General features: G+C 73.6%; 9 protein-coding genes. 7 read left to right on the top strand and 2 right to left on the bottom strand.

Features of this window, described 5'->3' with window-relative positions:
* The first annotated feature begins 36 nt into the window (after positions 1-36).
* From F8568_RS20935 to F8568_RS20915, 5 genes are read left to right on the top strand one after another with little or no spacing between them, the layout of a single operon-like run.
* The gene (locus F8568_RS20935) at positions 37-1,146 is read left to right on the top strand and encodes a DnaA/Hda family protein (RefSeq protein WP_151595350.1); all 1,110 of its coding nucleotides are present in this window, start codon (positions 37-39) and stop codon (positions 1,144-1,146) included.
* Positions 1,146-3,731, top strand: coding sequence for a hypothetical protein (locus F8568_RS20930; RefSeq protein WP_151595348.1), 2,586 nt, complete (start codon positions 1,146-1,148; stop codon positions 3,729-3,731). The genes F8568_RS20935 and F8568_RS20930 overlap by 1 nt, the downstream gene beginning before the upstream one ends.
* Entirely contained in the window at positions 3,704-4,849 is a 1,146-nt protein-coding gene (locus F8568_RS20925; RefSeq protein ID WP_151595346.1) for a hypothetical protein, read from the top strand. Before F8568_RS20930 ends, F8568_RS20925 begins: the two co-directional genes overlap by 28 nt.
* The gene (locus F8568_RS20920; protein WP_151595344.1) at positions 4,846-5,754 is read left to right on the top strand and encodes a coiled-coil domain-containing protein; all 909 of its coding nucleotides are present in this window, start codon (positions 4,846-4,848) and stop codon (positions 5,752-5,754) included. Before F8568_RS20925 ends, F8568_RS20920 begins: the two co-directional genes overlap by 4 nt.
* A 42-nt stretch (positions 5,755-5,796) precedes the next feature.
* Entirely contained in the window at positions 5,797-6,681 is an 885-nt protein-coding gene (locus F8568_RS20915) for an aminoglycoside phosphotransferase family protein (RefSeq protein ID WP_151595342.1), read from the top strand.
* Here F8568_RS20915 and F8568_RS20910 read toward each other — a convergent pair whose 3' ends face one another.
* Complete coding sequence (locus F8568_RS20910) at positions 6,682-7,497, bottom strand: SAM-dependent methyltransferase (protein WP_151595341.1); 816 nt, start codon at positions 7,495-7,497, stop codon at positions 6,682-6,684.
* Between the two features lie 66 nt (positions 7,498-7,563).
* Here F8568_RS20910 and F8568_RS20905 point away from each other — a divergent pair, with 66 nt between their 5' ends.
* Entirely contained in the window at positions 7,564-8,790 is a 1,227-nt protein-coding gene (locus tag F8568_RS20905; RefSeq protein WP_328600973.1) for a cytochrome P450, read from the top strand.
* A 75-nt stretch (positions 8,791-8,865) separates the two neighbouring features.
* Positions 8,866-9,867, top strand: a complete 1,002-nt coding sequence (locus tag F8568_RS20900) for a nuclease-related domain-containing protein (protein ID WP_151595339.1) — start codon at positions 8,866-8,868, stop codon at positions 9,865-9,867.
* Between the two features lie 523 nt (positions 9,868-10,390).
* Here the strand turns inward: F8568_RS20900 and F8568_RS20895 are convergent.
* Entirely contained in the window at positions 10,391-11,638 is a 1,248-nt protein-coding gene (locus F8568_RS20895; RefSeq protein WP_151595337.1) for an IS4 family transposase, read from the bottom strand.
* Positions 11,639-11,908: the final 270 nt, after the last annotated feature.

Genomic DNA, 11,908 nt, shown 5'->3' with positions numbered 1-11,908 from the left:
ACCCCGTGATAGGCACGACCCCGTGAAAGGCCCGGCATGACCGAACCGTCCCCGACCGAGGAGGCCCGGACCGGCGAGCCCGCCGCCGGGCCGCCGCAGCCCCCGCCGCCGCAGCCCCGCCGCATCGGGCTGTGGGGCGCGCCGACCTGCGGGAAGACCACGTTCCTCGCGGCGCTGCGGATCGCCGCCGAGGAGGGCGGGCACGACGTCCGGCTCGTCGGCTGCAACCGCGCGTCCACCGAGTTCCTCGCCGACACCACCCGCCAGCTGAAGATCGAGCGCCGGTTCGTCCCGGCGACCCGGGAGCTGCCGCCCAACCTCGCCTGGCAGCTGCACGGCACCCAGATCAAGAAGGTCCGCCCGGAGACCGGCAGGCTCCGCTTCAAGCGGCGCCGGCCCGTCCCGTACACGGTGACGCTGGACATGATGGACGCCCCCGGCGGCATGTTCAGCAGCCGCCCGGAGGACCGGGCCGCGCGCGAGCCGTCGTCCGGGCTGCGGTTCAGCAGCTCCGCCGGCGACGGCGAGTCCGGCGACGGCGGCGGAGGCGACGCCGAGGAGCGGCTCGTCCGGCACCTCGCGGGCTGCGACGGGCTGCTGTTCCTGTTCGACCCGACCCGCGAGCGGGAGATGAACGACGCGTACGCGTTCTTCCAGCGGACCGTCCTGCAGATCTCCGAGCTGGCCGGGACCAGCGGCGTCGACCACAAGCTCCCCCATCACCTCGCCGTGTGCATCACCAAGTTCGACCATCCGGAGGTGTACGAGCGGGCCGTGCGGCTCGGGTACGTGACGCCGCCCGCGAGCATCTTCGGGATGCCGCGGGTCGACGAGACGCGCGCGCTGGAGTTCTTCGAGGACCTGTACCGGGGGACGCACGCGCACGACCCGGTCAACTCGCTGCTGCGCGGCATCCGCTCGCACTTCGGCGAGGCCCGCACCCGCTACTTCGTGACGTCCGCGATCGGCTTCTACCGCGACCCGGTCGAGAACCGCTTCCAGCCGGAGGACTACCTGAACATCGCCGAGCAGTCCGACGGCGGCGACGGCCTCGCCGGCGAGGACCGGTTCCGGATCCGCGGCGACGTCGCGCCGATCAACGTGCTGGAGCCGGTCATGTGGCTGGCCGGGAACGTGGGAGCGTGATGGAACAGGCGCCCGTGCGAGGGGCGGCGGCGCTGCGGGCCGGGTGGGCGATCCGCGGCAAGCCGCCGGGCAGCTACGACGAGTACCGCGTCACCGGCTGCGGCGGTCCCGACTTCAGCTCCGCCGACTACGCGCACATCCTGCGGCACTTCGCGCTCGGCACCCCGTCGCCGGGCCGGTCCGGGCCCGCCGCGCTGCCGTGGATCACGATCAGCGAGGTGCGCGGCGGCGACGACGGCACCCGCATCGGCGTCGCGCTGGAGGACTGGACGGGCGAGACCGACGGCGCGGGCCGTCCCATCGCCGAGACCCGCTACCTGTGCGTGCCGTACGAGGCGCTGCGCGCGGTGCCGGTGTCGTACGCGGGCCTGTACGAGGCGCTGTCCGCGCTGACGCCGCCGTTCCCGTCCGACGGCCTCGACCTGCGGGTCCCGGCGCTGGACCCGGCGGCCACCGCGGAGGCGCTCGAGCGGTTCGGGGTGCAGCGGGTCGGCGCGGCGGCGTCGCTGCTGCTCGACGGGCCCGTCACCGTGACCGGCGCGCCGGACCTCCCCGTGCAGGAACGGCTGGCGTTCCTCGACGCCGTCGCCGCGCTGCTGCCGTACGGGTGGCGGACCCGGTTCAGCGCGGCGACGTGGGACCAGAGCGGCAACCGGAACGTGTCGCTGGCGTTCGCGCGGCAGGCCCGCGAGCGGACCGCCGAGCTGGACTGGCGGGCGCCGCGGCTGCCGGAGCGCGACACCCCGGGCCGCGCGTACGCGGAGACGCTCGCCGACCTGTTCGGGGAGCGGGGGCGGACGACCGCCGAGGTCGTCGCGCACCTCACGCAGGCCACCGCGCCGCTCGCCGACGCCGAGCCCGGCGCGGTCGTGCGCGTCCTCGCCGGCCTGGACTGGCCCTCCACCGTGCTGCAGGCAGTGGAGCGCGGGACGTACGACCCCGCCGACGTCCGGGACCTGCTCGCCGCCGGGCGGCACCGCGAACTCGGCGACGCCGGCGCCCGGAAGCTGCTGTACGCGCTGATCCGGGAGCAGGCCCCCGAGGACGTGCCGCTGCTGCGCGAGCGCTGGACGGAGATCGCGGGCACGACCGTGACGCCGTTCCGGGAGCTGTGCGGGGCGGTCCGCGGGCTGGTCTGGCACGGCGAGGACGTTCCGTCCGGCGCGCGCGCGGCGCACGCGCTGCCGTACTTCCAGCTCGCCCACGACCTCGGCCGCGCCGACGATCTGCTCGCCGCCGTGGTGACCGCGCCGAAACGCGACGTGGACGAGGTCGGCGCGGAGGCCGCCGCGCGCGTCGTCCTGGAGGCGATCGGCCCCGCGGCGGTCGTCCCGACCGGCCCGCGGTGGCCGCTGACGCTCGGCGAGCTGGCCCGGTCCCCGCGGGTGGTGTGCGCGCTGATGACCGCGGTCGGGCGCGGCGGCGAGCCGGCGCCGCTCCAGGCCTGGTACGAGTGCCTCACCCACCACCTGCCGGTGTCGCTGCTCGGCCTGTTCCGCAACCTGATGTTCTCGCCGCTGACGCCGGTCGGCGGCGACCAGCTCGCCGCGCTCGCCGGGCACGACCCCGCCTGCGTCGGCGACGTCCTCGCCCTCGCCGCCGAGGCGCGCCGGCTCCACCTCGTCCTCGACGGGCTGGCGGACTGGCTGACCTCACTGGACCGGATCCCGGCGGGCGACGCGCTGGTGCTGAAGGGGCGGCTGGCGCGGGCCTCCGCGCCCGACCCGGCGTCCCTCGGCATGCTCGACGGGCTGCTGCTGTGGCTCGCCGCTCCCCCGCACCACGTCACCGGCACCGCCACCGCCGACCACCACGCCTACTACGACGGGTTCCGGTCGGTGTGGACGCGGCCCATGCCGCAGGGCCGCGCGGACCGGCGGCGCGAGACGCTGACCTCCTGGCTGCGGGCGGGCGGCTGGGCCGCGGGCGGCGGCGCCGGGCCCGTCCTGCTGCTCGCCCGCGAACTGATCAACGGGCCGCACGAGGAGGCGCGGCCCGTCGCCAAGGCGATGCTCGCCGCCCGCGCGAACGTCCCGGCGCTCGGCACCGTCGCGGAATACCAGGTCTGCCGGCACGAGGCCGAGCAGCTCTTCCCCGAACTGGCGAAGGACCCCTTCATGACCGTGCTGACGAACCTTCCGCAGAACGCGAGCGCCGGGCACATCGCGACCCTGTGCGCGCAGGAGATGACCCGGGGCGTGCCGGCCGCGCAGATCGCCGACACGCTGCTGAACGGGCTGCCGAACATCACCGCCGGCACCGTCGTGGAGCTGATCGGCGAGGTCCGGTTCGCGCTCGCCGAGCTGGAAGACCCCGAGGCCGCGAACCGCGCCCTCGACCTGGCCCGGGCGATCGCCCGGTACCCGGGCGTCGGATCGGGGCTGCGCACCCAGGCCGCGGCGGTCGCGCTCGTCGAGATCGACTTCTGGCACCGGGTCCTCGAGATCACCGCCGCCGACCAGAACGGCGAGCTGCTGATCTCCGAGGAGACCCGCGACGGGCTGAAGCGCGCCGCGGACCGGGCGCAGTCCCTGGCCAAGGCGTCCAAGCCCGCCCGGTGGGGACGGGGCGGCGGCCGGTCGTGATGGCCGTCGACATCGGGACGGCCACCACCCGGATCCGGACCGCCGCGGGCCTCACCGTCCTCGCGACGCCGCCGCCCGGCGCGATCGCCGCGGTCCTCACCCGCGCCGCCGGGACGGACCGCCCCGTCACCTGTGTGGTGCCCGACCACTGGCGCGACCACGGCCCGGGGCTCGCCCGGCAGGAACTGCTGCATGCGACCGTCCTGCCGGTCGGGCCCGCGACGCTCATCGGCCGGTTCGCCGCCGTCGCCGCGCACGCCGCCTCCCGGACCGGCCCCGGCCGCTACCTGGTCTGCGACGCGGGCGCGTCCGGCACCGGGTTCGGGCTGTGCGAGGTGTCCGGCGAGTCGGTCCGGCTCGTCGACGCCGTCTTCGACGCGGGCGCGGGCGGCGACGCGTTCGCCGAGGCCGTCGCGCCCGGGCACGGCCGGGAGTTCGCGGCCTCCGCCGCGCAGAACGCCGAGCGGCTCGCCACCGTCCTCGCGACCGCCCGGGAGAAGGCGCTGTTCCGCAACGCGCTCGCGGTCCGCGCCGGCGACCTGGAGATCACCGCGGGCGTGCTGCTGGAGGCGTTCGAGCCGTTCGGCGCGCGGCTCGCCGCCCTCGCCGGCCGCTGGTCCGGCGCGTCCGCGCGAACGGTGCTGACCGGCGGATTCGCCGCGTTCCCGCTGGTCGCCGAGGTGCTGCCGGACGCCGCGCCGCTCGGCCCGCACGCCGCCGTCGAGGGCGCCGCCCTGTTCGCCGGCGAGGTGTTCCGGGAGGCGCCGCTGCCCGACGTCCGGCTGCCGATTCACCGGATCCGCCACGGGCTGCCCGTCGAGGCCGAGATCGACGTCCCCGGGCGGCCCGGCCGGTTCGCCGCCCTCACCGGCCGCGACCTGCTGCTGTGCCACCGCCGCGAGCCGCCGCTCGGCGCCCCGTCGCTGCTGCTCGACGACGCCGGCACGCTGCCGGTCGAGGTCGACGGCCGGCCCGCGCCCTGCCGCGCCGCCGGGCTGCCGCCCGGCGCGTACCGGCTCGGGCTGCGCGCCGCGACCCGCGGCCCCGTCGTCGCCCTGTTCCCCGTCGCGCCGGACGCCGACCCGGTGCCCGTCCCCCTGGAGAGGCCCGCCCGATGACCGACGCGCCCGCCGGCGCCTTCGCCGCCCTGCAGGCCGCGCTCGCCGCCGCGCTCGCCGAGGCCCGCGCCGTCCCGCCGGGCGACGACCTCGCCGCGTTCCGGTTCGTGTCCGGGCTGGACGAGGCGCTGCACGACCTGCCGGCGCTGCTGGAGACGCTGCCCGCCCTCGCCCGCGGCGGCGACCTCGGGCGCGACCTCGTCGCGCACTTCGAGGAGACCACCGCCGAGCTCAACCGGATGCGCGCCGACCTCGCCGCCGACCGCCGCCGCCTCGACGGGCTGCGCCCCGCGCTGGACGCGATGAAGGAGACCGCCGCCGAGCACGCCGCCGTCCGCGCCGAGCTCGCCGAACTCCGCCGCCTCGACGCCCTGCGCACCGACCTCGACGCGCTGCGCGCCCAGCGCGACGCGTTCGAGGCCCGCATGCCGGAGCTGAACGCCGCCCGCGACGCCGAGGACGGCCTCGACGCGTCCGCCACCGCGCTGCTCCGCCTCACCACCGCGCAACTCGACCGGCTGAACGAGCAGGTCAGGGAGGCCGTCGAGAGCGCGGCCGGCGCGGTCGAGGAACTCGCCGCGGCGCGGCGCCGGCTCGCCGACGAGCGCGCCGCCGTCGAGTCCCGCACCGCCGAGCTCGCCGCCCTCGCCGACGGCTTCACCGGCCTCCAGGCCGACGCCGAACGGCTCATGCCCGCGCTCACCCGCTACCGCGACGCCGACCGCGCCCTGCTCGACGGCCTCGCCCGCGGCTCCCTCGTCAAGTCGTCCGGCCTGCAGCGCGCCCGCGACGCCCTCGACCTCGTCGAACGCACCCTCGAAGAGCTGGACGGCGCGCTCGCCGCCGCCCTGGAGATCCACGACCACGCCCACGCCGAGGCCCGCCGCGTCCTGCCCCTGACGTAATCCGATTGACCTTCCAGTCGGGCATCGGGTCTGCTTGGCGAGATGCCGAAGATGCACGCCGGCGAGGCCGACACGGACGCGGACCTCGTCCGCCGGCTCGTGCGCGGGCAGTTCCCGCAATGGGCGGGGCTGCCCGTCGAACGGGTCGCGTCCGGCGGGACCGTCAACGCCGTCTACCGGCTCGGCTCCGCGCTGTCCGTCCGGCTGCCGCTGACGGCGGGCGGAGTGCGCGCGCTGGAGCACGAGACGCGGTGGCTGCCGGAACTCGCACCGGGCCTGCCCGTCGCGATCCCGTCCGTCGCCGGGACGGGCGAGCCCGCCGAAGGCTTCCCGTGGCCGTGGGCCGTGCACCGGTGGCTCGACGGGTCGCCGCCGACCGAAGGCGAGGCCGGCGCCGGCCTCGCCCGCGACCTCGCCGGCTTCGTCCTGGCCCTCCGCAAGACCGGCGCGCCCGGCGGCCCGCCCGCCTACCGCGGCGGCCCACTGGCCACCCTCGACGCGGCCACACGGGCGGCGGTCGACGAACTGCGCCGCACCGACGAGCCCTTCGACGCCGACGCGATCCTGGCGTCCTGGGACGAGTCGCTCCGCGCCCCCGCCTGGATCGGCCCGCCATGCCGGCTGCACGCCGACCTCATGCCGAGCAACCTGCTGGTCGACGCCGCCGGCCGCCTCACCGGCGTCCTCGACTTCGCCACCTGCGGCATCGGCGACCCCGCCTGCGACCTGATCCCCGCCTGGAACCTCCTGCCGCCCGGCGCCCGGTCCGCGTTCCGCGACGCGCTCGACGCCGACGCCGCGACCTGGCTGCGCGGACGCGGCCGAGCCCTGTCCATGGCCGTCATCCAGCTGCCGTACTACCGCTCCACGAACCCGATCATCTCCGCCAACGCGCGGTACACGATCCGGTCCGTCCTCGAGGCCTGATCAGGGGACGCGGGCGACCGCGCACAGCATCGACACGTCCTCGACCGCTGGACGGTCCTCCGCCGGCTCCTCCGGACGCCACTCCACCACCGACCCGACACCCGGCGGCAGCACCTCCAGCCCGTCGAAGAACCGCGCGAACTCCTCACGGCCGCGCAGCCGGAACGGCACCCCGCTCCGCTCGTTCGCCTCCACGCTCACCGCGTACTCCTCCGGCGTCAGGTAGTCGCCGGTCGCATGCGTCATCACCAGATGGCTGCCGGACGGCAGCGCGCCGAGCAGCGTCCGGACGATCCCGTACGGGTCGTGGTCGTCGGTGACGAAGTGCATCGTCGCGACCAGCATCAGCGCCACCGGCCGGGACAGGTCAAGCGTCCGCCGCAGGTCCGCGTCGGCGAGGATCTTCTCCGGATCGCGCAGGTCCGCCTCGATGTAGGCGGTCCGCCCCCGGGGCTCGCTCGTCAGCAGCGCGCGGGCGTGCACCAGCACGATCGGGTCGTTGTCGACATAGACGATCCGCGCCGACGGGTCGATGCCCTGCGCGATCTCGTGCACGTTCCCGGCCGACGGCAGCCCGGTGCCGATGTCGAGGAACTGCCCGATCCCCGCCTCGCCCGCCAGGTATCCGACCACCCGGCGCATGAACGCGCGGTTCTCCCGGGCCGCGAGGCCTACCGTGGGAAACGCCGACGCCACCATCTCCGCCGATTCCCGGTCGACCGCGAAATTGTCCTTGCCGCCCAGCCAGTAGTTGTACCGGCGGGAAGGATGCGCCTTCGTCGGGTCGATCCCCGGCGGAACCCGCTCAGCGTCCACGGCGCCCTCGCTTCGTCGCCCGCCGCGAAACCGCGACGGAAGTGAAATGGCAGGACACCATTATGCGTGGCAGGATCGGTCCAGCGCATCGGCTACCCGGGAAGGCACACGGTGGACCCCTTCTACAGCCCGTTCGACTTCGCGATTCAGGAGAACCCCTACCCGGTGTACGCGGAACTGCGCGAAAAGTCACCGGTCTACCGCAATGAAACGGACGACTTCTGGGCGCTGTCCCGGCACGCCGACGTTCTGTCCGCGCTCCGCGACTCCGCGCGTTTCTCCAGCCGCAACGGCCTGCGCATAGAACCCGCCTTCTGGGGCCCCGAAGCGGAGAAGTTCTTTTCGTTCGTCGCCATGGACCCGCCCAAGCACACCCGCATGCGCGGCCTGGTGTCGCGCGCCTTCACCCAGCGCCGCGTCCAGGAACTGGAGCCCCGCATCCGCGAGATCGCCCGCGACTGCGTCCGGCCGCACCTCGACGGCGACACCTTCGACCTGATGGCCGACTTCGCCGGCCGCTTCCCCACCGACGTCATCTCCGAGCTCGTCGGCGTCCCGGAGGCCGACCGCGGCCTGGTCCGCGACCTCGGCATGGCGATCATGTACCGCGGCGAGGAGGGCGACGACCTGCCGCCCGAGGCGCTGCAGGCCATCGGCGCCCTCGTCGGCTACTACACCGACCTGACGATCGAGCGGTCCAAGGAGCGCCGCGGCGACCTGCTGTCCGGGCTGCTGGACGCCGCCGACGGCGACGACCGCCTCACCCCCGAGGAGATCGTCGGCGTGCTGATCCTGCTCGTCGGCGCCGGCATCGAGACCACGATGCTGACCCTCGGCAACGCCTGGCACGCCGCCTGGCTGCACCCCGCCGAGCGGGCCCGCGCCCTCGGCGGCCGCATCGACGACTGGATCGAGGAGACGCTCCGCTGGGAGCCGACGTCCCAGGTCCTCGCCCGCACCGCCACCGAGGACATCACCCTGCACGGCGTCACCATCCCCGCCGAGTCGAAGGTGCTCCTCCTGACCGGCGCCGCGAACCGCGACCCGTCCGTCTTCCCGGACCCGAACCGCTTCGACCTCGACCGCGACACCGGCGCGTCCCTCGCCTTCGGCAACGGCCGCCACCACTGCCTCGGCGCGAACCTCGGCCGCCTCGAGGCGCGCATCGCGCTGGAGGAGGTCACCGCCGTCGTCGCCGACTACGAGATCGACGAGACGGGCGCGGAGCGCGTCCACTCCTCCAACGACCGCGGCTTCGCCTCCCTCCCCACCCGCATCACCGCCCGCCGCTGACACAACGCCCCTTCACCGCGACACCGCCGTGACATAAGGTGCCAGGGTCGGTCAACGATCGCGTAAGGGTCGGTTGTGGACGGTCTAGAAGCGAAGGTCTGGCGCCGCTACGGCCACTTGCGCATCTATGTCTCGCGCGGCGACGACGGGATCGGCTGGTACGACGTCCGGACGGGCCGCCACGAGCTCACCGTCCCCGACCTGGCGGTCCCGTTCTGGGACACCGTCCGCGCCGAATGCCGCACCCTAGGCGAACCCGAGCCCCGCACACGACCGGCCGCCCGCCCTCCCCGCAGCGACCGGCCGACCACCCCGAACGACCGCACTGCCGCCGAGGCCGCCCCGCGACCACCGGCCACGCCCGTCCGACGCCGGCCGCCCGCGCGCAACGGCCACCCGCCGGCGACAGACGCAGGACGGCCCTCGACGGCAGACGGTGAACTCGCGCCGGCCGCAGCCGAACGGGACATCGACCTCGCCCTCAACCGCCCCGGCGCCGCCGCACAGGCCCGCGCCGACGAACTCCGCGACTGGCGCACCCGGCTCGCCGCCTTCTTCGGCGCCCGCACCCAGGCCCGCGACTTCGCGGTGGGCGCGAAGGCCGAACGCGTCATCGGCGGCAAGCTCGACAAATGGGCGCGCAAGCACGGCTGGCACGTCCTGCACGCCGTCCCCGTCGGACGCCGCGGCGCCGACATCGACCATGTCCTGATCGGCCCGTTCGGCGTCGTCACCGTCAACACCAAGAGCACGCGCGGCAAGGTCTGGGTGGCCGACAACGGCCTGATGGTCGGCGGCACGAAGGTCGACTACCTGCGCAACTCCCGGCACGAGGCCCAGCGCGCCCGCAGACTCCTCGCCGACGCCTGCGGACGCCATGTTCCCGTGCAGGCGGCCGTCGTCTTCGTCGGCGCGAAGGGCTTCACCGTCCGCAACGGCGGCCCGCGCGACGTCGCCGTCCTCCGGGACGTACGGGCGTTCCGCCGCTGGCTGCGCCACTGCGGAAAGGTCCTGAGCCCCGAACAAGTCGCCGAAGTGCACGCAGCAGCACGCCGCCCCACCACATGGCGGCCATGACCGCTCCGGGCGTCGCTCGACCGGGCGTCGCTCGACCGGTCTTTCCTGTAATAACGGGTGTACATGGAGGCATGCATAAGTAGCTCGGCTCGACTGCCGCATGGAGCGGCGCAGCCCTGTTGCAAAGGGCAGTCCGCTGAGGACTCATACGAATTTCCTAGCCACTCACAAGTGTCAGGGTGCCCTTCAAGAGGGTGTTGCTTGATTGGCAAGAGGGGTGTTCGTGTGGTGGGGTGGCGCTTGCGTACGGGGCCGCCCCTCCAAAGTCAAGGGCGCCTTCGGCGTCGCTTCGCGATGGACTTCGTCCACCCTTGACTCAATGCCACTTAGTTAGGCTGCTGGGTAGATGATCTGGATGGCGGGTTCTTCGGTATGGCGGGTGAGGGAGTCTGTGTTGCGTTTGATGCGATAGGAGGTGTATCGCTGTCGTTTGATGACGCGCGGGTAGCTTCTCAAGCGGCGCGGCGGGTTGGGTCGTTCGAGGATTTCGGTGATGGAGTCGGCGACCGCCTGGTCGAGGTGGTCAGGGGGAAAAATCCGCCGACCCTCCTACGTGGCGGCGGACGATGCGCAGTGAGCGGATGAACGACAATCGGTCCGGGTCGAGGTCGGCTTGATCGGCGGCCTCGGCCATCAACTCCCGGATCGCGTAGTGGGTCAGCAGCATGCCCCATAGTTCCTGCTCCACCATCTCCGGGGACTTCGACCGCAGCAGGACACCGGCGCCCTTTTGATGCGTTTTCAACTCACCGATGGCCGTTTCGATCTCCCACCGCTGGTGATAGGCCGCGGCGAGTTCGACGGCCGGCGCGTCCAAGGGATCACAGATCGTGGTGACCAAAGTGAACAGTTCATCGTCGCCGCGGTTCGGTATCTCGTATTCGATGACCCGGATGTACACCCCGGGCAGCTCGGTCACCTTCATGGTCCCGGCGGCCAACCGCCGCGACGCCGCCGGAGTGCGGACGTTCGGGTCGGTGGAATACGACAGGTACGACCCGTCATCGAACCAGCGCAGTACCGGAAGCAGCACGTTGACCGGCGCCCGCAACAGCGCCTGGGCGCCGGCGTCTTGGATCAGGTGCAGATGCCGGTTGCTGTACATGCCCCGGTCACCGATCACCAGCATGTCGGCGGCCACCACACCCGAGGACAGCACCCGCGTCGCCAGAGCCCTCTCGGTGTCGCGCCAGGCCCCGAGTTCGGCGGCGACGACGGCGTGGGTTCCGCATTCGGCCAGCGCGGTCACCAGCATCTTGGGAAAGACGCCTTTGTCGTTGTTCTTCTTGCCGGAGTATCCGTAGCGTTCGGCGTTGGACGGGCTGTCGGGCATCTCGACCTCGAAGCCGTCGATGGCCATCAGCCGCCACCGGCCCAGCCACGCCCCCGGCGTCGAGCGCCGGGCGCACGGAACCGCGACCCGAACAAACAGATCCCGCATCACCTGGGCGCCCAGCCGCCGGCGCGCCTGGGTCACCGCGCCCGAGGTCGGCACCGTCCACTCGTTCCGCCAGATCCGCAGACCCCGCAGGCCGTGGACGAGTTTGCGTATCACCTCTTCATAGGCGTCCCCGGGAAACAACGCCATCGCCATGACGAAGTAGACGACCACCCTGGCGGGCAGCAGCCGCACACGCTGTTCACGGCGCCCCGCTGCAGCGACCGTCTCATCCACCAGTTCCCGCGAAACCAGACGCGTCAACACCCCGATACCGATCTGCTCCACCAACGCAGCAGAAGAACCCGGCCCACTAGCGGCACCCTCACCCATGGGCTGCACCATAGATCCGCAACTGTCGCGCGTCCATCGGAATCCATAACGACGAACTCATCCACAAGCCCGCCTGTGGATATGTGGACAGATTTCCCTCGCAGCCTAAACTAAGTGGCATTGACCCTTGACTTTGGAGCCTCTGCGGCCCCTGGGCAGGTGATAGGGGCAGGCTCCGCCTGCCCCGCCCCCCGGGCGCGCCCCCCCCCCCCCCCCCCCCCCCACCCACCCCCCCCCCCCCCCCCCCCGCGGCCCCCCCCCGGCGACCCG

The organism is Actinomadura physcomitrii (assembly GCF_008923205.2).
Classification (GTDB): Bacteria; Actinomycetota; Actinomycetes; order Streptosporangiales; family Streptosporangiaceae; genus Spirillospora; species Spirillospora physcomitrii.
This window is presented reverse-complemented; position numbering and strand designations above follow the sequence as displayed.

Coding starts and splice junctions, on each gene's coding strand:
- F8568_RS20935 (WP_151595350.1), top strand. CDS start 37: ATGACCGAACCGTCCCCGACCGAGGAGGCCCGGACCGGCGAGCCCGCC.
- F8568_RS20930 (WP_151595348.1), top strand. CDS start 1,146: ATGGAACAGGCGCCCGTGCGAGGGGCGGCGGCGCTGCGGGCCGGGTGG.
- F8568_RS20920 (WP_151595344.1), top strand. CDS start 4,846: ATGACCGACGCGCCCGCCGGCGCCTTCGCCGCCCTGCAGGCCGCGCTC.
- F8568_RS20915 (WP_151595342.1), top strand. CDS start 5,797: ATGCCGAAGATGCACGCCGGCGAGGCCGACACGGACGCGGACCTCGTC.
- F8568_RS20895 (WP_151595337.1), bottom strand. CDS start 11,638: ATGGGTGAGGGTGCCGCTAGTGGGCCGGGTTCTTCTGCTGCGTTGGTG.